At 56.1% G+C, this 21433-nt stretch carries 17 protein-coding genes; 13 read left to right on the top strand and 4 right to left on the bottom strand.

What is annotated here, in order from left to right:
• Nucleotides 1–68 precede the first annotated feature (68 nt).
• Nucleotides 69–890 carry an alpha/beta fold hydrolase gene (locus BXP70_RS15395; protein WP_086594985.1) on the top strand — a complete coding sequence of 274 codons (822 nt, stop codon included), beginning with the start codon at nucleotides 69–71 and terminating at the stop codon, nucleotides 888–890.
• Between the two features lie 136 nt (nucleotides 891–1026).
• On the opposite strand, the gene BXP70_RS15390 is transcribed toward BXP70_RS15395, so the two are convergent.
• Nucleotides 1027–2202, bottom strand: coding sequence for a hypothetical protein (locus BXP70_RS15390; RefSeq protein WP_143436520.1), 1176 nt, complete (start codon nucleotides 2200–2202; stop codon nucleotides 1027–1029).
• Nucleotides 2203–2538: 336 nt separating this feature from the next.
• On the opposite strand from BXP70_RS15390, the gene BXP70_RS15385 reads away from it, so the two are divergent.
• The 5 genes from BXP70_RS15385 (at nucleotide 2539) to BXP70_RS15365 (ending at nucleotide 7057) form a co-directional block, all read left to right on the top strand.
• Nucleotides 2539–3237: a hypothetical protein gene (locus BXP70_RS15385; protein ID WP_086594983.1), complete on the top strand. Its 699-nt coding sequence runs from the start codon at nucleotides 2539–2541 to the stop codon at nucleotides 3235–3237.
• Nucleotides 3238–3383: 146 nt separating this feature from the next.
• A complete protein-coding gene (locus BXP70_RS15380) occupies nucleotides 3384–4628 on the top strand; it encodes a M1 family aminopeptidase (RefSeq protein WP_143436519.1) in 1245 nt (414 codons plus the stop codon).
• A 57-nt stretch (nucleotides 4629–4685) separates the two neighbouring features.
• Nucleotides 4686–5087 carry an ACT domain-containing protein gene (locus BXP70_RS15375; RefSeq protein WP_086594981.1) on the top strand — a complete coding sequence of 134 codons (402 nt, stop codon included), beginning with the start codon at nucleotides 4686–4688 and terminating at the stop codon, nucleotides 5085–5087.
• Between the two features lie 132 nt (nucleotides 5088–5219).
• A complete protein-coding gene (locus tag BXP70_RS15370; protein WP_086594980.1) occupies nucleotides 5220–6314 on the top strand; it encodes a lipase family protein in 1095 nt (364 codons plus the stop codon).
• Between the two features lie 56 nt (nucleotides 6315–6370).
• Entirely contained in the window at nucleotides 6371–7057 is a 687-nt protein-coding gene (locus tag BXP70_RS15365) for a metallophosphoesterase (RefSeq protein WP_086594979.1), read from the top strand.
• 1 nt (nucleotide 7058) lies between these two features.
• Here BXP70_RS15365 and BXP70_RS15360 read toward each other — a convergent pair whose 3' ends face one another.
• Entirely contained in the window at nucleotides 7059–7475 is a 417-nt protein-coding gene (locus tag BXP70_RS15360) for a TerB family tellurite resistance protein (protein ID WP_086594978.1), read from the bottom strand.
• A 275-nt stretch (nucleotides 7476–7750) separates the two neighbouring features.
• Between BXP70_RS15360 and BXP70_RS15355 the strand changes: the two genes are divergently transcribed.
• On the top strand, nucleotides 7751–8158 hold the full coding sequence (locus BXP70_RS15355; protein ID WP_086594977.1) for a hypothetical protein: 408 nt from the start codon (nucleotides 7751–7753) through the stop codon (nucleotides 8156–8158).
• 67 nt (nucleotides 8159–8225) lie between these two features.
• Here the strand turns inward: BXP70_RS15355 and BXP70_RS15350 are convergent, their stop codons facing one another.
• Nucleotides 8226–9107, bottom strand: coding sequence for a sterol desaturase family protein (locus BXP70_RS15350; protein WP_086594976.1), 882 nt, complete (start codon nucleotides 9105–9107; stop codon nucleotides 8226–8228).
• A 61-nt stretch (nucleotides 9108–9168) separates the two neighbouring features.
• Complete coding sequence (locus tag BXP70_RS15345; protein WP_086594975.1) at nucleotides 9169–10143, bottom strand: pectinesterase family protein; 975 nt, start codon at nucleotides 10141–10143, stop codon at nucleotides 9169–9171.
• Nucleotides 10144–10553: 410 nt separating this feature from the next.
• Here BXP70_RS15345 and BXP70_RS15340 point away from each other — a divergent pair, with 410 nt between their 5' ends.
• From BXP70_RS15340 to BXP70_RS15315, 6 genes are all read left to right on the top strand, one after another.
• Nucleotides 10554–11120, top strand: coding sequence for an RNA polymerase sigma factor (locus tag BXP70_RS15340; protein ID WP_086594974.1), 567 nt, complete (start codon nucleotides 10554–10556; stop codon nucleotides 11118–11120).
• 212 nt (nucleotides 11121–11332) lie between these two features.
• A complete protein-coding gene (locus BXP70_RS15335) occupies nucleotides 11333–12364 on the top strand; it encodes a FecR family protein (RefSeq protein WP_086594973.1) in 1032 nt (343 codons plus the stop codon).
• A 141-nt stretch (nucleotides 12365–12505) separates the two neighbouring features.
• Nucleotides 12506–15835, top strand: coding sequence for a SusC/RagA family TonB-linked outer membrane protein (locus BXP70_RS15330; RefSeq protein ID WP_218779801.1), 3330 nt, complete (start codon nucleotides 12506–12508; stop codon nucleotides 15833–15835).
• A gap of 17 nt (nucleotides 15836–15852) precedes the next feature.
• Nucleotides 15853–17385 carry a SusD/RagB family nutrient-binding outer membrane lipoprotein gene (locus tag BXP70_RS15325; RefSeq protein ID WP_086594971.1) on the top strand — a complete coding sequence of 511 codons (1533 nt, stop codon included), beginning with the start codon at nucleotides 15853–15855 and terminating at the stop codon, nucleotides 17383–17385.
• Between the two features lie 80 nt (nucleotides 17386–17465).
• The gene (locus BXP70_RS15320; protein ID WP_086594970.1) at nucleotides 17466–19094 is read left to right on the top strand and encodes an alpha-L-fucosidase; all 1629 of its coding nucleotides are present in this window, start codon (nucleotides 17466–17468) and stop codon (nucleotides 19092–19094) included.
• A 32-nt stretch (nucleotides 19095–19126) separates the two neighbouring features.
• Complete coding sequence (locus tag BXP70_RS15315; protein ID WP_218779800.1) at nucleotides 19127–21427, top strand: glycoside hydrolase family 20 protein; 2301 nt, start codon at nucleotides 19127–19129, stop codon at nucleotides 21425–21427.
• Nucleotides 21428–21433: the final 6 nt, after the last annotated feature.

Below are 21433 nucleotides of genomic sequence, written 5' to 3'. Positions count from 1 at the left end.
AGATAGTAGACCATATTCTCGGCTTCAACTTCTTGTATCTTACTACTCCGTACCCTAGCCTTTCCGTTATGCGCCGCTACTGCCTGCTCCTACCGTTTTTGCTCCTTAGCTACCTAGGTTTGGGCCAAGCGGTGCCGTACGGCAACAACCCCGCGGCGGGGCATTACGCTACCGTGCGCGGCGTGAAGCTGTACTACGAAACGTACGGCAAGGGCGCGCCTTTGCTGCTTATTCACGGCAACGGCGGCACCAGCAAAGATTTCAGTCAGAACATTCCCTACTTCGCAAAAAAGTACCGTGTTGTTGCCCTCGATAGCCGAGCGCATGGCAAGTCGACGGACGCGGGCGATTCCCTCAGCTTCGAGATGATGGCCGATGACTGCGCGGCTTTGCTCACACAGTTGCACCTCGATTCGGCCTACGTGCTCGGCTGGAGCGACGGGGGTATCACGGCGCTGATACTCGCGATGCGCCACCCAAGCAAGGTGAAACGGCTAGCTGCTACCGGCGCCAACCTCTGGCCCGATTCCACGGCGCTGATGCCGGAGCTGTGGCAGCAAATGCAGCGCGGCTACCGGGAAGGCAAAAACCAGACGTTTACCGATCCGAAGCGCAAAAACGACTGGAAGGTGTTTCTGCTCGATTGGAAAGAGCCTCACGTGCCGCTCACTGCGCTAGCGAAAATCAAAACGCCTTCCTTTATCATCGCCGGCGACCGGGACGTGATTCGCCCCGAGCACACGGTGGCCATCTACCAAAACCTGCCCTACGCGTGGCTCTGGATTGTGCCCAACAGCGGCCACGGCACCTTACAGGAGCACGCCGACGAATTCAACCGCAAGACTGACGCGTTTTTCCAGGCGCGTGCTCTTCCTATGAAAGCGAAGTAAGGTCAACCAGTTCCCGGCGTTTTGTAGAGCAGCCCCTAGGTTCTTTTTACGTCCAATAGCAAAGCCCGTGATGAACGTGTATCATCACGGGCTTTGCTACTAAAGTCGTTTTCTATCAGCTATGCAGAAGAGCCTACTACGGCAACGACAGCAGATAGCCGATAGTAAAATTGGTATCCCAGCCAAAAATAAACTGCTGACAGCCAGTAGCGGCGGCGATGGCCCGGTAGATAGTCAGGCCGGCTTGCGCCTTGGCGCCTTGCAGCTGCGAATACGCGGCGGCAGGTTGCAGGGCCGTGTAAGGCTCCTTCTCCTGCCGGCCCACTTTAGCCATTTCGAAGGGTACGCCTCCCATAATGAAGCAGGTGCCGCGCAGCGAGCTAGGTACCTGCGCAGCCTTGGTGCGTACCTCGCGGGCCACAACCGCGGTATCAGTGGTTTGCTGGAAGTATTTCGCGCCGTACGTGTCTACCACTTTCGCGTTGCCGTTTTCCATCCAGGCAATTTTGGTGTTACCCGAACCGATATCCACCATAAAGGCTTTGTCGACGTAGGGCTTCGGTACGGCCGCTTTGAAGCCAAGCGCCCCTTCGCGGGCAGGCGTGACGGTGGTCACGACGTAGCTCAACGCTTTAAGATTTTGCACAATGGGCGCCGTCACCTTGGCCATATCGGCGCCGGAGCTCACAATGAAGTGAATGTCGTGGCCGCCCACGCCAAAGTCCAGCATCTGCCCGATGTAGGCCTTCAGGCCCTTGCGAATGTCGTCTTCAGTGGCCATGTTTTCCATTACCAGGCTGTTGCCGTACTCCACCTTCTCCAGCTTCCAGTTGCGCTGCTCGTCCACGCGAATGATGAACATGTTGAAGCCGCTGGCACCTAGCTCCACTACCCCCTTCAGCTTCCCGTTGACGGGTGCTACCGGCTGATAGGTAAAGGCAGCCGAGCTACCGCCCCAGGTAGCGGCTGCTTTCGCCCGCGGCTTGGCAGTGGCAGCAGAAGCTAGCTGCCCATTGGCACTCAAAATATCCCCTTCCTTCAGCTCTACCCGGCTTCCATCTTGCCTGACCAACGAATGCGTCGCGTAGTCTAGGTGCATGCCATCCGGAAACGCGACATCCTTCGTGACGGGAGTCGTTTTCACAGGCTTGTTTTTGTTGCTGGTCCGCAACACCAGCGTGTTGTTCTCCATTGTGTACCACGACATCCGATCGGAAGCGGCGTCGGTGGCACCCTGAGCTGCCGCTTGCTGGGACGAGCCTAGCAGCAGTACTCCGCCAAGTAGCAATGAAGTAAGTAATCCGTTTCTCATGCGGGCAAGTTGTTTGAACTGAGGTATATAAGTAGAAAATGCAGGTAATGTGACACTTACTAAGGTTGTGCTTGACTACGTAAGTAAATTCTGTACCAAACTTCCCGCTCCGCCTAGGTTTTCGGCGCGCCGCTGGCTGCTCAGGAGGCTAGCTGTTGTTCGGGGCCGTTGCCCAATCGAGGGGCTATTGCCCGCCCGTTTTAGCGCGTTACTCGGTAGGCGGCTCCGACCTAGCGCAGAAGTTCGCCGGAATTTTATGGTTGCTTCGGGGCCTTCGCCGTAAACACGACGGGTACACGCCTGGCTACTCATGCCTACCCCCTAGATCTTTCCCTTATGCAGACTTTCACCGTAGAGCGGCTTTCATTTGACAGCCTCACGGAGTTACCCAACTCCTGGCAAGCCAATGACTACAAAGCGCTTCTGACCAAAACCGGTTACGACAACCCCGAAGAGCTAGCTCCGGATGAGCTAAAAACTATGTGCCTGATGGCCTTAGCCGACCTAGAGCCCGCTGAAGCTGCCCAAGCTGTGCTAGAACACCTGTTTGAAGACCAACTGACGGCCGGCCAAATTGAAAACCTAGCCCATCAGATGCTCACGGAAAAACTCTGGGAAGAGAATCCGGAGCTCGAGCAGCACGAAGGCTTCTTCAAGGCCACACAACTGCTTTACACCGCCTACAATGGCAAATTTCCTAGGGCAGAAGCGGTGCAGTTCCAAGTGAAGCTCACAGCGGATGATTCCGAGGCTTTTGCCCTTTTCGACACGGATCCGGAAGCACCTCTGCTGCGCCTGTTGGCCCAAGGCATGCCCGATAACGCGCTGCTGAAACGCCTGTTTCATGAGCAGCTCGATGGCACCAGCTTCCCCGAAGCGCCTGCCATTGTCTGGCAGCTACGCCCCGTGAGCAAGGCAGAGCAGTCGGCCACGTTCGAGGTAGTGAGTTCCGCCTACTGGCTCGACGATTTCAAATATGCCGACTCTTATCAGGCAACCACCCAAGCCGATACGGTGACCGAGCCAGCCGAGTAACGTGCGGGCACTTAGGGCGATACGTCGCACCAGAGATGCCCAACAACCAGCGGCCCTAGGCTACCCGCAGCCTAGGGCCCACAGGTAAACGATTAGTGTGAGCGGATACGCGTAGTTTCGCGGGTCTACGTATCGGCTTACTACTCATGAGAGTTTTAGTATTTTTTTGCGCGTTGTTGCTTACCACTCACCTAGCTTGTGCGGTCAGGAACAAAGCAACGGTAGAGCTAACGATTCGCCCAGAAACCCACTCCTTCTCGTGCCGCTACACGCTGGAGGCGGCTGTTTCGCCGGGGCCCTTTTTACTTACTGTAAACAAGCAGTTTACCGTTGCGAAAGTAACGGGCGCCGCTCTGCGCGCTTACACCGCCACGCCTTTCTTCGATAACTATCAGAAAGACACGCTTCGCCGGCTCACGCTTCAGTTTGCCAATGCCAAGCCGCGGCAGACGATTACGGTGGAGTACAGCGGCAAAATAGGTGAGCGATATTATACCGATAGCTTGGCGGACTTCACGGCGCAAGCAAATTGGCTGCCCACCATTCCAAACCAGGAATACGAGTTGGTGGACTACCACCTCACTGTACACGTTCCTCCGGCCTACCAAGTGATTAGCACCCACGAGCCCGTCCGCGCGACGCCGGGCACCTATACATTCGCGGGAACAGGGCCCAACATTGAAATTACTGCCATGGCCGCTCGGCGCTTTACGAAGCTAGCTTCCACGGCTGATCAGGTGCGCGTTACCCTGTATAAAGCCAACCGCCCCTTCAACGCCAACGACACTTTACTGCTGGCGGATGCTCACAAAATAATTGCCTACCAAAATCGCCAGTTTGGTAGCAAAGATCCAATCCGCACCTTCACCTTTCTACTGCCTAGCATCAACCGCTCGGCGTCAGGCTTACTGGATAACGCCGCGGTAATTGCCTACCTAACTTTCGATACCAAAGACCCCGGCGACTTGATGATTCTGGCGCACGAAATCAGCCATAAGTGGTGGGGCTACGGCGTTTGGAACACGTATGACAACTGGCTGAACGAGGGCTTTGCCTCCTACTCGGGCTTGCTCTACCTAAAGGCTGTTGGCGACACGGCTAGCTTCCAAAAGGAACTTACTAAGCGCCAAAAGTCGGCAGCCACGGCGCCCGCTCTGATCAACTTTGACGTGACGAAGTACGATTACCCTAGCCTGCGGCGGGTGATTTACGACAAGGGCGCCGTAACTTTATTCGAGCTGCACCAGCGGGTGGGTGATGCGCAGTTCTTCCGGATTCTCACGGAGACGGCAGCAGCCAAAGTGGCTACCACGCAGGCCTTTCTGGCGATAGTGGAGCGCCAAACTAACCGCGCAACGCGGGACTGGCTTGCCACCAAGCTAGGTACCTAGGTCTGCCGTACTACTGAGCAGCCCAACTGCTGGAAAACTCACGCAACTTCCTGAATCATGAGCGGTGAAACAAACCTTGCGCAACTGGTGCGCACCATGCAGCCGGCGCTTCAGCCGGGCACCTACGTATTCTGCCCCGTGGCTTCCCTCGATGGGCTCGATCTGGCAGAGATTATTTGCCTGTTTCGGGAGCAGGAAGCCATTACCGTAATCCTGCCGCAAGCCACCGCCGACCGCTTGCAGCTGCCGTATTCCTTCGTAGCTGCCTGGATCACGCTGACCGTGCACTCATCCTTGGCAGCCGTCGGACTGACGGCTGCTTTTGCTCAGACCCTAGCCCGCGCCAGCGTAAGCTGCAATGTGGTGGCTGGCTATTACCACGATCATATTTTCGTGGCCACCCAAGACGCCGAGAAAGCCGTGCAGCTCTTGCAGCAGCTCGCCGAAACGGGGGTTTAGCACCTGCTATTTGCTTGCCCGACCGAAGGAGCTAGCCAGTACTAGCGGCTATAAACGGCACATATTCTGACTATTGTGCAGCTTCCCTGCGTTATTGCGCGTATAGCTAGCCCGTTCACCGTTGATGGCCCAATGAAACAGATCTTACTTGTGGGTTGGCTGCTGCTGGCACTGCTCCACGGCGCAGAGGCGCGCCACTTGCAGCCCGGCTTCGACAAGGCCGAGTACCTAGAGTTGCTGCGCCTGCACGCCCGCATTGCCGACACCGCCTTTTTCGGTCAAATCCCAAGGCCTACCCGCTTTCGAATGGTGTACCGCTCGCCCGTGTTAGGTTTGGACAACCGCTGGGACTTGTGGACCAGTCGTGATTCGGTGGCCGTGCTCAGTATTCGGGGCACTACGGCCAACTCGGTGAGCTGGCTCGAAAACTTCTACGCGGCCATGCTACCGGCCAAGGGCGAGCTGAAGCTTTCGGCTACGCGCACCTTCCCCTACGAGCTTTCCACGCACCCGCAGGCGGCAGTGCACGCGGGTTGGCTTTTAGGGATGGCCTTCCTCGCCGACAACGTGGTACATAAAGTGGACTCCTGCTACCGGCGCGGTATCCGCGACTTTGTGATAATGGGCCACAGCCAAGGTGGTGGCATTGCCTACTTGCTTACCTCGCACCTACGGGCCTTGCAGCGGCAGCAAAAGCTCCCGGCTGATATCCGGCTGAAAACCTATTCTAGTGCCGGCCCCAAACCCGGCAACCTCTACTACGCCTACGACTACGAAGCCCAGGCGCATAGCGCCCAAGGTAGCTGGGCGCTTAACGTAGTGAACTCCGCCGACTGGGTACCCGAGGTGCCGATTTCCATCCAAACCATTCAGGACTTTAACACCACCAACCCCTTTACGAACGCCAAAGAAGCCATTGGTAAGCAAAGGTTTGGGCAGCGCCTCGTGCTCAACTACCTCTACCGCCAACTGGAACGCCCCACCCGCAAGGCCCAGCGCGCCTATCAGAAGTACCTAGGCACCGTGGTGGGCAAGCGCGTGGCTAAGCAGCTAGAAGGCTACCAGCCAGCGGCATACTACCCAAGCAGCAACTACGTGCGGGCCGGCACGCCAATCATTCTTTACGCCGATGCCGCTTACCTTCAGCGCTTTCCGGACGTAAAAGGCAAAATCTTCCAACATCACCTGTTTGAACCGTATTATTATTTAGCCCAAAAGCTTCCCTAATGCGCGGCTCCTGCGGGCCGCGCCGGCCTCACCGTTTTACCTAGCTTTTTACTTCTATGGAAACCTACGTTGTCGGCGATATTCACGGCGCTTACCGGGCCTTAGAACAGGTGCTAGAGCGCAGCCCATTCCGGCCCGGTATTGATCGGCTGGTGCAGATTGGGGATGTGTCGGATGGCTGGCCCGAAACGCCCGAGTGCGTGGAGCAGCTGCTTGCTATTCCGAACAGCATCTGGCTCCAGGGCAACCATGACTGGTGGACAACCGACTGGATGGCCATCCAACCCGCGTTTGAAGACATTGAGTATATCTGGTACCGACAGGGCGGCCAGGCCACCTACGAAGCCTACCAGCGTTTCGGGCCAGAAGTCACGCAGCGACACTTCCAGGAATTCTTCGGCAAACAACTCCCCTACTTCATCGACGAGGATGACAACCTCTTCGTGCATGGCGGCTACGACCCGGAAGAACTCATTGAAAATCAGGAGCCGTACGACCTCGTTTGGAACCGCGAACTGTGGACCACGGGCGAAATTGCCCACGGCTACGCCGCGTGCTTTATTGGCCACACGCCAACTTGGCCGGAAAGCGTAGTGCCGGTTCAGCGCACCAACGTGTGGAACGTGGATCAGGGGGCAGCCTACGGCGGACGCCTCACCATGATGAACGTGCGCACCAAAGCGTTTGTGCAGAGTGATACCGTTAGGGAGCTGTACCCTGGCGTGAAAGGCCGCGGCCAGTAAGCTAGCTTACCGTGGGCGGGTTGCGGTTGGGGTCGGGCTGACCACCGGCCAGCTGACTTACCATATCGTCGAGGATGGCTTTGCTGTAGCCAATGCGGTTGGCGTACTCCATGCACAAGCCATATTCGCGGGCATCAATCTGGCCGTCTTGCAGCATCATCTGCACCAAGGTTTGCAGCTCCAGCGTCCGCTGAATACCCTCGGCCGGCACAATGAAGCTAAGCACACCTAGGTTGTCCGCAATGGGCATCACTTCTTCGGGTTTCAGACCTAGCTTATCACCGATTTGCACCAAGAACTCACCTTCCTCTTGGCTGAGCTGGCTATCGGCGGCGGCAATCAGCACCAGGTTCTGAAAGAAAGCTAGCTTCTTCTGCTGCGTGTTTAGTACGTCTTCGAGGGAATGTTGCGGCTGCATCTTCTTAGGTAATAGTAACGGAGGGGATAGACACCCAACGAGGGTGAAGTAGTCAAACGAGGCCTTTCGGGGAAAGTTATTGTCTTGCTTCAGGAGTGCAAAACTGGCAGGGGTATTTTGTGCCTATTTCAACCACCATGTAGCGGCTGCGCGTTCGGGCCGGTCTGTTCGGCTTACTAAGTCAAACAATAGCCGCATGGCTTCGTTAAGCTCTTTTACTCTTGCTTTCTGCCCCACGATTACCTGACACCTATTTTCAACTTAATTACCCGTTCATGATTACTTCGCTGCGCCGTGGCGACGGCAGCGTGTACCTTACCGTAGAGCGCAACCAACCCGAAAACTGGATTCATGCCCGCTGGCACGGCCGCCAAACCCTAGGCAGCATCATGGATGGCGGCCTCACCTACGTGGATATGCTACGCGAACAGCCTAGCCCTAGGCTCCTGAATGACCACCGTGAATTGATTGGCAACTTCACCGAAGCCAACGACTGGATTGAACACGTCTGGACGCCGCTGATCATTGGAGCCGGACTGCGTTATTTTGCCCAAATTTTGTCACCCGATATTTTTGCTCAACTCTCCATCGAGAACTTGCAGCTACGCATCGGCGACCAATTGCACATCCACATGTTCGATAGCTTGGAAGCTGCGCAGTACTGGTTGCGCATCCAAGCCTAGGTTCCGTTTTGATCAGGGCCCTGAATAAATTTACGGCTCATCAGAGGCAGTACTTTCCCAACCGTAGCTACTCCACAAGGCGACTTATGGGGCCAGGCTGGGGCGCACGTTCCGGTACGGAGCCATTGGGCCTAGCCCATGGGCGGAGCGGCTCCAGGGGCAGCCTTAACAAGTGCGATACTGTATCTTCCGCCGGATCTGGGTGGGCTGGCACCCCTATAGTTAGTTCCTGCTGCGGCACATTCACGCGCCATGTCCGGTGTAGCCGGTCCCACAGCGTGAGCACTACCCCGAAGTTGCTTTGCGTTTCGCGGTGCACCACGGAGTGATGAATACCGTGTACGCGCGGTGTGACGAAGAAGTGCGTCAACCGGCGCTCAAGCGTGATAGGCAAGCGCCAGTTGGAATGATGGAAGGCCGTGCACGCTTCAAATACAACTTCGTACGCTAGCAACGTGCCAGGCCGCACACCTACCAAGGCCGTCACCCCGCCCCGGTACGGAATACTTGCTAGCATCTCCCCGGCATGAAACCGCCACCCGGTGCTCAAATCCATATCTAGGTCGATGTGATGCACCCGGTGAAACCGCCACAAGAATGGCGCGTGCAGCAACCGGTGCCACGAATACGCCACATAATCCAGCACGAGCAGCTCAGCGAGTAAGCGTACCGGCTCAGGTAAGCGAAGCCGATGCAGGCCCCAACGCTGGCGAGCAGCTAGCTGGGTGAGCCCCACCATTGCCGGCAGCAGGGTCAGCCGCATCCCTACTAGGGAAGGCGCAGCCAAACCCACATTTACGGGCCACCGCTTGCCACGCGGACGCGTGCGCCGCCGCAATGGCCGCACAACTTCGCCCACAAAGACGGCCACGGCCACCACCGCCAGCACCGGCGTCGCCCACCGATCGAACCGGCGTAGCAAGGTAGAAACACGAGGAGAAGCAGACATACAGAAGCTAGGTCGACGAACACTCTACGTATGTAGGCCCGCGCCAGTCAACTGACCTAGGTTATTTCTGCGTGGGGTTCCAGGGCAGCGGGCCGGCAAAAATCTGCTTCAGCGTGTACTGCTTTGCTTCCTTAGCCGTAAGCTGGTGCGACCAAGGCACCCGGCTCTGCGGCTTGGCGCCCGGCCCCGTTGACTTGTACTCAGCGTAATAAGCGGTTTTCTCACTTTCGGGCTTGCTCCAGTTGTGCCAGCCAGCCGGCACAATGTGGTTGCCCATTTCCGTGTGCAGAAAAACCACCCGCGCACTCGGCCGCCACGGCCGACCTAGGTGCACTTGCGTAGCTAGGGTAGTATCGGCCGTTAGTTTGCAGTTCAGAAACACAAACCCATACGGGTGCCCCGCCGGGGTAGACGCCGCCGTGATGTAGGAGTTTTTCTTGCTGTAAATGGTGCAATGGTCAAACACGGCCGTGCTGGAGCCGAAGATAAAGTCGGTCGTGCCTTCGATGTAGCAGTCTTGGTAATACTGGCGACTGTTGTCGGTAGCAAGGAACAATACATCCTGATTGCCCACCATCCGGCAGTTCCGGAACACGCAACGGTCGGCTTCTACGTGCAGAGCCACAGCTTGCCCAGCCGTATAGCCAGCCGTGTTTTCGAAGGTGATGTTCTCAGCTCGGAAGTCGTTGCCCTGCACCAGCACTGAGTGCGAGGTGTAGGTATTGATGTCGCCTTTGCCGGTATGGTCGTCGTAGGTGATAATGGTGGCATTCTTATCCTCCCCCACTAACGAAATGTGCGTTTTCAGCGCTGGCACCACCAATTTCTCGCGGTAAGTCCCTTTTTTCACCCGGATAACCACTTGCGTTTGCACTTGGTTAGGCACGGCATTTACCGCTTCCTGCACCGTGCGGTACGTGCCGGAGCCATCCTGCGCCACCGTGATAGGACTTGTCGGGGTCGCTTCCTGGGCCTGCGCGGTAATGCAGGTTACAAGTAGTAAGCTGCACAGGTACAGCAGGTTCTTACACTTCATGTCTATAAGGGGGATAGAATATGTTAGGCTAAGCTAGCTATTCTAACGCGGCATATGATGCTTCGCAGCACTGTATCCTGTAATGATTTAAGTTCGCGCACCCAATAACTGCACAAGCTAACAGTAAATACCCGTTACACTCTTCAAATAACTACTGTAGCTAATATAATAGTTGTGCAAGCATTTTTTGCCCGCGCAAGCCGACGGTCAGCTGGCTTTAGCAGGATACTAGCTTAATTAAATGAAAAGAAAACGCTTAAAGATTCTAGGCGTTTGTGATATAAAGCGTTACTTGGTAACCGAAACGTATACCGCTTGCTGAATAGTATTTTTCTTGCGCGGCCGTGTACACTACTCCAACTTAGGCAACGCTGCGGCGGACCAGTTTTTTACTTAGCACAAACCGTAGCATGTCCTCCGCAGAAGACGCCTTACTTTTATGGGATTTATTCAAGCAAGGTGATTGGAATGCGTATACCAAACTATACAATCAATACTTTAAACTATTAAACAACTATGGCTATAAATTTACCAAAGACATTAACTTTATTGAAGACGCTGTTCAAGATTTGTTTGTCAAGTTGTGGACTACCAGAAGCAACTTAGGAAACCCACTATCTGTCAAGAATTACTTATATAAATCACTGCGCAGCACCCTTTTTAGAAAATTACAAAGCAACTCCCGCTTTACTGAAATTCAGGACGATAATAGCCTACCTTTTGAAGCCTCGTTCGACCAAGCCGTAATTGCTACTGAGCAAGAACAAGAATTACGGGTAAAAATAAAAGTAGTCATAGATAAATTACCAGCTAGGCAGCAAGAAATTATTTATCTGCGATTTTACGAGAGTTTTGATTACGAAGAAATTTCCGACATCATGAATATCACTATTGCTTCTACTTATAAGTTACTCTACAAAGCATTACACAGCGTCGAATCTGTGTTCAAAGATTCGAACATAAGTAATTCATTTTAAAATTCTCGTTGATCCGCAAGTAGTCTAACGGGCAGAGCTCCGGTTGCAAAGCGTTAGCAAGACTAACCTAGGTTGAGTGGATTGCAGAAGCTTGAGGCGACTGTTTGCAGCCTCTGCTACGCTAGTGTTACGATTTGTTTAAAAAATTTCTTTTCCGAAGGGATAATCGGGGTACGGTGAGGTATATAAGGAGTGTTTAGCACGCTCCCCGCATGGATTCCAGCAGATACGCTTCATTCACTACCAAAGACTTCCTAGCGGACGACGACTTCGTCAGCGCGGTCATCAGCCCTACCGATGCGTCTACCCGTTTCTGGAAGCAGGTAGCCGAACACTATCCGGATAAGCAAGAGGCTATTGCGCAGGCTACCACGCTCATCCGAGGTTATCGGGCGCAAGATACCTTCACCAATGCGAGCCGGCAGGCGGAGCTTTGGAAGCGTATTGAGGCTGAGGTTGGACCGGTAGAAGCGCAACCCAAGGTGCTCCAATTACGCCCCCGCCCTCTGCCCGCTTTGCTGCGGATTGCCGCTGCTGTGGTGCCGCTCGGCCTAGGCTCGCTGTTTTTCTGGTACAACCAGGACCAGCATTTCGAGACGGCCTTTGGCGAAATCAAAACCGTTGAAATGCCCGACGGGACTCAGGTGCTGCTCAATGGCAATTCGTCGCTGACGTACGAGCGGGGCTGGGGCAAAAACTCGCGGGAAGTGTGGTTGAAGGGTGAAGGCTTTTTTCGAGTTGCGCACTTAAATAAAGATTCAACGCACATTAAACCGGGTGAGCGTTTTGTCGTGCATTGCAATGACCTCGCCATCGAAGTACTGGGTACGACATTTAATGTGAACAACCGCCACGCCAAGGTTGACGTGGGGTTAGTGACAGGCAAAATTAAATTGACCGTTGCGGCAGCTAATAAACCAGCAAGCTCTGTGGTGCTAGCACCGGGAGATTACGTGGAATATGCCGCTAAAACTATTTCTCCGAAAAAGAAGCTAGCCCACCCGGAAACGTTGGTGACTTGGTGCAAGCGCCAATTTATTTTCAAAGATGGTAAGCTAGGTGATATGCTGAAGGTGTTGGAAGACACGTACGGCTATCAAATTAAGTATTCAAAAACCGCGGTTCAAGAGCTGAAAATAGAAGGTGAAATCAACGTCACCGGCGTCGAAGCACTACTGGAAACTATTTCGGCTTCCTTACACGTGAGTATTTACCAAAATGGAAAGCAGATAATTGTCAACTAACCCTTTCAACCTAAATGCATGAGAAACTTTGACTCGACAAGTTCCTTTACGTGGTGTGCTCCGTTGTTGTTATTTATGTTGAAAGGTGCGCCTAGCCACGCACAATTTGCGTTAGCAACGAAGCCAACTTCCAGTAGAGCGTTGTACAGAACACAAGGCGAACAGCCGGTAGTTGAAACGCGAAAATCTCTGAAAGAAGCCGTCGATAATTTAAAGTCGCACTACCAAATTCAAATTGCCTTTAAAAAGGGTTTATTGGATAATAAATTCGTGCCGTCGACGCTGGACGCAAACAACCTAGAGGGCGCAGTTGAAAATACATTAACCCAATTGGTAACGTCTTTTGATTTAAACGTCAAAAGGATTACCGATAAACAATACGTCATTTACCAGGCCGATTCGAAAAGCGTGGCCGATGATGTGGTGAAGGGCAAAGTGGTGCTGGAGGATGGCGCCGGCGTGCCGGGCGCTACGGTGGTCGTGAAGGACACGAAGCTAGGCACTGGTACCGACGGCGACGGCAACTTTAGCCTGACGCTACCCGCTGACTACCAGGGCAAGCCCGTGACGCTGGTGGTGTCCTTTATCGGCTACGCGAAAGTGGAGCTGAACGTGAGCGACCGGTCGGCGCCCGTCACCATCAAGCTCGCTAAAAGCAGCCAGAACCTAGAGGAAGTCGTGGTAACGGCCCTGGGCATCAGCAAGCAGAAGCGCGACCTAGGGTACGCCGTGACCGAAGTAAAAGGGGAAGAGCTGACCCAGGCCCGCGAAAACAACGTGGCCAACGCCCTAACCGGCAAAGTAGCGGGCGTGAACGTGGCGGGCCTTTCCACGGGGCCGGGCGGCTCTAGCCGGGTTATCATCCGGGGCAACGGCTCGTTGTCGGGCTCGGCCAACAACCAGCCCCTGTACGTGCTCAACGGCATGCCCATCGACAACTCGGTGCCAGGGCTAGCCCCGACGGCCAATGGCGGCGGCAGCAACGTCGACCGCGGCGACGGTATTGCCAGCATCAACCCCGATGATATTGAGTCGATTACGGTGCTGAAGGGCGGTACGGCGGCGGCGCTGTATGGCTCGCGCGGCGGCAACGGCGTTATCCTGATTACTACCAAAAAAGGCCGCGCCCAAAAGGGCATCGGCGTTGAGTACAACTCGACTGCCACGCTCGAATCCATTTCCGTTTTCCCCGACTTTCAGTATGAATACGGGCAGGGCGACGGGGGCGTGAAGCCCACGACCCTAGCTGCCGCCCAAGCCACTGGCCGCCGGTCGTGGGGCGCCAAGATTGACGGCTCGACCGACTACGTGGGCGTTGATGGGCAGACGCATCCGTACGTAGCGCAGAAAAACAACCTCAAAAACTTCTATCGGCTCGGCAGCACGTTCACCAACACGGTCGCCTTCACGGGCGGCACCGAGGCCATTGCCTACCGCTTTTCGTTGGCCGATTTGCAGAGCAAAAGCATTCTGCCCAACAGCACCTACAACCGCAAAACCGGCAACCTGAACCTGAACGGCAAGCTGAGCCCCCGGCTGAGCTACGAGGCTCTGGCGCAGTACAACATCGAGACGGCGCAGAACCGGGCTAGCGCTGGCGACGCCACAGCCAACCCCAACTGGTCGCCCTACATGATTGCCAACACAGCCGATGTGCGCTGGCTGAAGCCCGGCTACAACGACGCGGGCAACGAAACCGTCTGGAACGACGCCAGCGTGGCGACCAACGGGTACTTCGTTATCAACAAGTTCAAGCAGAACGACCGAAAAAACCGCTTTATCGGGCAGGGTTCGGTTAGCTACGAGCTAGCGAAAGACCTGGTCCTCAAAGGCACCGTCAGCCAAGACCACTACGATTATAACTACTCGAACGTCACGCCGACGGGCACGCTCTACGCCCTGACGGGCCAGTATGTGGGCATCAAATCGGACGTGAGCGAAACCAACGGGCTAGCCACCATCACCTACCGCAAGCAGATCAAGGAAGTGGGGTTGTCCTTCCTGGGCGGGGTGAACAAACGCCACTCCGAGCTCAACGAACTCGACCAAGCGGGGACCGGGTTTACCATCCCGTACTTCTATAGCTACAACAACCTAGCCTCGGGCACCACCCTAGCGTTGGCGCAGAAGCAAGAAGTGAACTCCGCTTTCGGCTCTATTGATTTTAGCTTCAAAAACCTGCTTTTCCTCACCGTTACGAGCCGCAACGACTGGTACTCCACGCTGAGCACCAAGAACAACAGCCAGTTTTACCCGAGCGTCAACGGCAGCTTTATTGTGTCGGATGCTCTGCCGCTGCCCAAAGCCATCAACCTGCTCAAGCTGAAAGGCGCCTACGCGCAAGTCGGGCAGGGCGCCCCGGACCCCTACGCTGTCAACCTGACCTATAGCAACGTCCCGAGCTCCGACCGCCCTCTGCAGAACGTGAGCAGCAACACGCCTGGCTCGGGCATCGCGGGTATCACCAACGCCAACCTAGGCCCGGTTTTGTCCACAACCTCGGAAGTGGGCATCGAAGGACAGTTTTTGGATAACCGCTTCAACTTCGATTTCACCTTGTATAACCGGGTGACCGACAAGGACATCATCAATTCCACAATCAGCTCTACCTCCGGCTACAACAGCGTGTACCTGAACGCCGGCAAAGTGCGCAACCGCGGCATCGAGGCCTTGGTGGGCGGCACGCTGATAAAAGGGTCGGACTTCTCCTGGAACACGAGCTACAACCTCGCCTACAACGACAACGAGGTCCTGCGCCTCGTCGACGGCATCACCTCCATCAACCTAGCTTCTACGGTTGGTAACTGGGGCAATATCAACAACATCGTGGGGCGGTCGGCCTTTGAGATTGTGGGTACGCGCATTCAAAAAGATGCGAACGGCAATACCGTGTTCGACCCGGCCAGTGGCTTCCCCGTGGCAACGGGCTTGCAGCCGCTGGGCAAAAGCGTAGCGCCGCTCACGATGGGCTTCAGCAACGATTTCCGCTACAAGCGTTTGTCCTTAAATGTGTTGCTGGATGGCAAGTTTGGCAACAAAGTCTTTTCCATCAGCGAGGTGTACGAAACCCGCCTAGGTCTGCTGAAATCGACTTTGCCCGGTCGGGAAAACGGCTTGCAGCTGCGCGGCGTCACGAAGTCCGGCGACGTGTATGAGCGTGTGGTGCCCGTGAGCGGCCTGCGCAACTACTACGACAACTACAAAAACTACTCGGAGCTGTTCGTGCACGATGGCAGCTTCATCAAGCTGCGCCAGGTGATTCTGTCCTACAACCTGCCCGCGTTCCACATCAGCGCGCTCAAGCTGCAGTCGGCCTCCATTTCCTTCGTAGCCCGCAATCTATTCATCCTCATGAAGCACACCGACTTCGACCCTGAGCAGAGCTTCAGCAACAGCAACTACCAGGGTTTGGAGTCGATCGGCTTGCCCCGCACGCGTTCCTACGGCCTGAACCTGTCCGTTAAATTCTAATTCCTGAGACGACAACCATGAACAGACTTCTATCTAAATGTGCTCTTTTTGTCGGTGTCGGGCTGCTCGGATTGACGGCGTGTACCAAGGACTTCGAAGAGATTAACACCAACCCCAACGCAGTAGGCACTATCACGCCCGAGTTCGTCTTCACCAAGGCGCAGTACGATGGGGTATCCAACATGCTGAACTCGCTGCTGGGCACCATGCAGTACACGACCAGCTTCAACGACGTATCGGGCTTCGGCTCCAAGTACATTGCGAGTCAGGTGAACACCTCGTCGTCGTCGTTCAGCTCCGCCTACCCGAATGCGCTGAATGAGATAACACTGGTTATCAACGCGGTAAAAGACGACCCCAACAAAGTAAACCTGCTCTCGGAAGCTAGGATCTGGCGGGTGTACTGCTACAGCCGCCTGACCGATCTGTACGGCGATATTCCCTATTTCCAGGCCAACCAAGGCTACACGGGCGCGCAGTACACGCCAGCCTACGACGCGCAGAAAGACATCTACGCTGACATGCTCAAGGAACTGGACGAGGCCGCCGCCAGCCTCGACCCTGCCAAACCAACCTTCGGCGTGGCCGATTTGATGTACGCCGGCAACCCGGTGCAGTGGAAGAAATTTGCGTACTCCATGATGCTACGCCTCGGCATGCGCCTGACGAAAGTGGATGCCGCCGCTGCCAAAACGTGGGCCACGAAGGCGCTGACCGGCGGCGTGATTACCGACGATGCCGACATTGCCAAAGTAACTTACCTAGCTAGCGGACAGATTATTAACCAAAACCCGCTCGCGTACTTTCTGTGGATCAATGACTACATCGCCGCCAACGGCAACACCAACCAGGAAGGCGGCAAGTACCAGGATGTGTTCATCAACTACCTCAAAGCGACCAAGGACCCGCGCCTAGGGGTCGTTTCGGTGGTGTACACCGGCGGCTCGCCGAATCGCACGGACACCACGTTTGCCAAGCAGCAAGGCATGCCGGCAAACCTAGGGGCCAAGCCTGCCAACTTCGCCCAGCTCAGCGAGCCGAACCCCAAAACCGTGCTGCTGCTCAACTCCCCACGGTTGGTTTTCACCGCCGCCGAGTCGTACTTTTTGCAAACGGAGGCCGCGCTGCGGGGCTGGTCGAGCGGTTCGGCTAGCACCTTGTACAGCAACGGGGTGAGTGCGGCCCTGCGGCAGTGGTCCATCATCAGCCTAGGTTCCAGCGACGGCACGTTGTCGAGCCGGCAGATCACGACCTACGTGAACAACAACCGGCTGGTGACGAGCAACTTCGACGAGCAGATGAAGCAGATCTACACGCAGTTTTGGGTGAGCGTGTTCCCGGATGCACAGGAGGCGTTTGCGAGCTACCGGCGCACCGGCTACCCCGCCCTCACGCCCAACAACTACCCCGGCAACGCCACCGGTGGGCAGTTTCCGCGCCGCTTCCTGTACCCGCTTTCCGAGCAGAACCTGAACGCCAACGCCTACCGCGCCACCATCGAGCGCCAGGGCCCCGACAACCTGCTCACCCGCGTGTACTGGGATAAGTAAGCTAGGTCGTATTTCGCTGTATTACTGAATTTTACTTCCGGTAGGGCCGCGCATTCTACCGGAATACTTCACGCCCCAAGATGATCAAAAAAGTACTTGCCTGCTTGACGTTAGCGTTCTGCTCTCACGCCGCGTTTGCCCAAAACGACGTGGTGAACGACGACGAGAAAAGCAGCTACAATTTGAATAAGCCTGAGCGCGAGCAGTGGCTGAAAAACACGGGCGCTGGCCTGTTTATCCACTTCAGCGTCGATGCGCAGCTAGGTGTTGTGATTAGTCACTCGCTGGTGGGCGCTTCCGAAGACTATGCGGATCGTTTCTTCAAGGAGCTGCCCAAAACCTTTAATCCGAGCAAGTTCGACCCTTACCAAATAGCGGTGCTGGCCAAGCTAGCCGGCATGAAGTACATCGTGTTTACCACCAAGCACCACTCCGGCTTTTGCATGTGGGACACGAAAACCACCGACTTCAACATCACCAAAACGCCCTACAGAAAGGACCTGCTGAAGGAGTTTGTGGACGCCACCCGCGCCGCGGGCCTCGATGTTGGCTTCTACTTTTCGCCCGAGGACTTCTACTTTCTGCACGAAAACAAGCTCCCCATCAGCCGCGACAACGTGAAGATGGACGCGGCCCTGGCCAAGAAGTACGAGGACTACAACCGCCGCCAGTGCGAGGAGCTGATGACCAAGTACGGCAAGATTGACGTGTTCTTCATCGACGGCGAACCCAAGGAAGTGGTGAAAGAAACCTGCTGGAAGCTTCAGCCCAATCTGCTCATCACCCGCGGGGCTATCAAAACGCCGGAGCAAACCTTGCCGGGCACGCCTATTACCCAGCCCTGGCTGTCGCCCATCACCATCGGTACGGCGTGGCAGTACCAACCCACCAACGAGCGGTACAAGTCGGGCACCCAGCTGATTGACTTGCTGGTAGAAGCGCGCTCGAAAGGCGGATCCTTGCTGCTGAACGTAGGCCCCAAGCCCGACGGTTCGCTGCCCGAAGAGCAAGAAGGCCGCCTGCGCGAAATGGCGGCGTGGTACTTTCTCAACCACGAGTGCATTGATAGCACCAAGGCTTGGGTAGTCAACAAGGAAAACAACGTCCTTTTCACAGCTAAGGGGCAAGATGTGTACGCCATCGTGACGGAAGTGCCCAACTGGAAGGAAGGGGAACGGAGAACCTTTACCTTGCACTCGGTGAAGGCGCAGAAAAACACCCAAGTGAGCGTGCTCGGCCAGAACAGCAAGATCATGGAGTACAAACCCAACCTCGACGTGAGCTGCACCTACAAGCAGATGGCCAACGGGCTGGAGGTGTCGGTGGTGAAGGCCCAGCGTATTTACGACGACCACCGTTGGCCGAACGCCGTCGTGATAAAGCTCGCCAACGTGCTGCCCGCCATGGCCGAAGCCGTGACCGTGGAAACCGTGACGGCCAAGCCCGCCGCTGCCGGCTATGCGCTGAGCGGCCGCCTCTACAACTTCAAAAACAAGAACGTGACGCGGGCTAGGTTTGCCTACCGCGCCTACCGCGGCCGGGTGGAAACCCTGTACGCCGACCCGTGGAAGTACTCCGACTGGGTTACGGTGGGAGCCGATGGACGCTTCAACGCCGGCATCAAAACGCTGAAAGGCGCCTTCGAATACAAGGCCGTGGCGGAGCAAAGCGGGGTGGCGGTTGAGGGCGACAACAAGCTAGTCAACTAACGACCATCACATTGCAGCGAACATCAACCTTCGTGAAGAGGACCTGGGCTAGCTTACTTTTCCTAGCTTTCTGCTGCCTAGGGCTGGTGCGCGTGGGTGGGGCACAGCCGGCTGGCTCCGGCGCGGTGCTGCCACTCATTCCGCAGCCGGTGCAGGTGTCCACCACGAAGCAGCACTTTACGCTCAGCAACCAGACTACCCTGCACCTGGGCCAAGGCATTGCCCCAGGCAAGGCGGCTTTCTTTCAACAGTACGTCCGCAAAGTGAGCGGCATCAGCCTCAAAACGGCTAAGCAGGCAACCAACAATGCCATTCACTTGCGGCTCGATAGCCTCGCGGTACCGCAGAAAGAAGGGTACAAACTAGTAATTGACCAGAAGCAGGTAACGCTGACGGGGCACGACGAGGCGGGCGTTTTCTACGGGCTCCAAACCCTCAGCCAGCTCATTAGCCCTGGCCCAGCTGCCAGCGTGCAGCTGCCCGGCTGCGCCATTTCGGATTACCCGCGCTTTGCCTACCGCGGCATGCACCTCGATGTGAGCCGGCATATGTTCCCGGTGGGTACGCTAAAGAAGTGGCTCGATGTGCTAGCTTTTTACAAGATCAACACCTTCCACTGGCACCTCACCGACGACCAGGGTTGGCGCATTGAAATTAAGAAATATCCGCGCCTGCAAAGCGTGGCGGCCTACCGCAATGAAACCCTGATCGGCCACAAAAGGGAGCTGCCGCACCGCTTCGACGGGCAGCGTTACGGCGGCTACTACACCCAGGAGGAGGTAAAAGACATCGTGCGCTACGCCACTGAGCGCCACATCACGGTCATTCCCGAAATCGAAATGCCCGGCCACGCCTTGGCCGCCCTGACGGCCTACCCCGAGCTAGGCTGCACGGGCGGGCCGTACCAGACTGCCACCTTCTGGGGCGTGTTCGATGATGTGTATTGCGCCGGCAACGACGCCACTTTCACCTTCCTGACGGGCGTGCTGGACGAAGTTGTAGGGCTATTCCCCAAGTCCTACATCCACATCGGCGGCGACGAGTGCCCCAAAACGCGGTGGCAGGCGTGCCCAAAGTGCCAAAAGCGCATCAAAGACGAGCACTTGCGCGACGAGCGGGAGCTTCAGAGCTATTTTATCCGGCGCATCAGCCAGCACCTAGCTTCCAAGAACCGGCAGCTCATGGGCTGGGATGAAATCTTGGAAGGCGGCTTGGCTGCGGGCGCCACCGTGATGAGCTGGACCGGCGAGCAAGGCGGCATCGAAGCAGCCAAGCTAGGTCACCACGTGGTGATGACGCCCGAAAAGCAGGTGTACCTCGATTACTACCAGTCGTTGTATCCCACCGATTCGCTGGCGGCCGGTGGCTATACCCCGCTCAGCAAAATCTACCGCTACGAGCCCGTGCCCGCCGTGCTGACACCAGCGCAAGCGCGCTACGTGCTAGGCGTGCAAGCCAACGTTTGGAGCGAATACCTGCCCAATGTCAGCAAAGCGGAATACATGATGTTTCCCCGCGTGCTCGCCCTGGCTGAAATAGCCTGGTCGCCGAAAGCTGCGCGGAACTACACCTCGTTTTTAACCCGAACCCGCGCCCAAAATCAGCGGCTGCAAGCCATGCACGTGGCGCCAGCCCGCAGCTACGACTGGATAACGGATTCTACTTGGGCAGGCAAAGGCAATCTGCCCATGCTTCAATTGAAATCTACAGCCAAGGGAGAAATCCGTTTTACCACGGATGGCAGCGAACCGACCAGCCAAAGCCCTCGGTACCAAGCGCCTTTACTAATCGCGCAAAGCAGCTTGGTGAAGGCGGCGGTATTTGAAGGAAAGACTCGCACGCAGCCCGTCTACAGCAAGCAACTAACTATTAGTAAGGCAACTGGCAAGCCCGTTACATTGGCGAATCAGCCCGCCGGCAACTACAACCCCGGCACTACTTGGGCTCTGGTGAACGGCGTGGCGGGCACCAACCGTTACAACGACGGGCAATGGTTCGGCTTCAGCGGTACCGACCTCATCGCGACGCTAGACCTAGGTTCCTCGCAGCAGATAAGTAACTTGGGCACCAACGTACTGAACTATCACTGGCAAAAAATGTGGGCGCCAACCGAATTGGTGTTCTCGGTTTCGACGGATGGGGTGAGCTACCGAGAGGTGTACCGCCAAACTCGTTTTCCCGTGAACGGCATCAATCCGGTGCGCGCCACCATCGCGCCGGTGTCGGCTCGCTACGTGAAGATCAGCGCGGTCAACCAAGGCACCATCCCCGCCGGCGAATACGGGGCGGGTGGCAAGGCGTGGCTGCTGGTCGATGAGCTGCTTGTAAACTAAGACTAC

The sequence above is a fragment of the Hymenobacter crusticola genome, from assembly GCF_002154225.1.
GTDB classification, from domain to species: domain Bacteria; phylum Bacteroidota; class Bacteroidia; order Cytophagales; family Hymenobacteraceae; genus Hymenobacter; species Hymenobacter crusticola.
Note: the sequence above shows the minus strand (reverse complement) of the source record. Positions and strands in the feature narration are given on the sequence as shown.

Coding starts and splice junctions, on each gene's coding strand:
- BXP70_RS15325 (WP_086594971.1), top strand. CDS start 15,853: ATGAACAGACTTCTATCTAAATGTGCTCTTTTTGTCGGTGTCGGGCTG.
- BXP70_RS15320 (WP_086594970.1), top strand. CDS start 17,466: ATGATCAAAAAAGTACTTGCCTGCTTGACGTTAGCGTTCTGCTCTCAC.
- BXP70_RS15345 (WP_086594975.1), bottom strand. CDS start 10,143: ATGAAGTGTAAGAACCTGCTGTACCTGTGCAGCTTACTACTTGTAACC.
- BXP70_RS15365 (WP_086594979.1), top strand. CDS start 6,371: ATGGAAACCTACGTTGTCGGCGATATTCACGGCGCTTACCGGGCCTTA.
- BXP70_RS15385 (WP_086594983.1), top strand. CDS start 2,539: ATGCAGACTTTCACCGTAGAGCGGCTTTCATTTGACAGCCTCACGGAG.
- BXP70_RS15355 (WP_086594977.1), top strand. CDS start 7,751: ATGATTACTTCGCTGCGCCGTGGCGACGGCAGCGTGTACCTTACCGTA.
- BXP70_RS15380 (WP_143436519.1), top strand. CDS start 3,384: ATGAGAGTTTTAGTATTTTTTTGCGCGTTGTTGCTTACCACTCACCTA.
- BXP70_RS15340 (WP_086594974.1), top strand. CDS start 10,554: ATGTCCTCCGCAGAAGACGCCTTACTTTTATGGGATTTATTCAAGCAA.
- BXP70_RS15390 (WP_143436520.1), bottom strand. CDS start 2,202: ATGAGAAACGGATTACTTACTTCATTGCTACTTGGCGGAGTACTGCTG.
- BXP70_RS15360 (WP_086594978.1), bottom strand. CDS start 7,475: ATGCAGCCGCAACATTCCCTCGAAGACGTACTAAACACGCAGCAGAAG.
- BXP70_RS15350 (WP_086594976.1), bottom strand. CDS start 9,107: ATGTCTGCTTCTCCTCGTGTTTCTACCTTGCTACGCCGGTTCGATCGG.
- BXP70_RS15370 (WP_086594980.1), top strand. CDS start 5,220: ATGAAACAGATCTTACTTGTGGGTTGGCTGCTGCTGGCACTGCTCCAC.
- BXP70_RS15335 (WP_086594973.1), top strand. CDS start 11,333: ATGGATTCCAGCAGATACGCTTCATTCACTACCAAAGACTTCCTAGCG.
- BXP70_RS15375 (WP_086594981.1), top strand. CDS start 4,686: ATGAGCGGTGAAACAAACCTTGCGCAACTGGTGCGCACCATGCAGCCG.
- BXP70_RS15395 (WP_086594985.1), top strand. CDS start 69: ATGCGCCGCTACTGCCTGCTCCTACCGTTTTTGCTCCTTAGCTACCTA.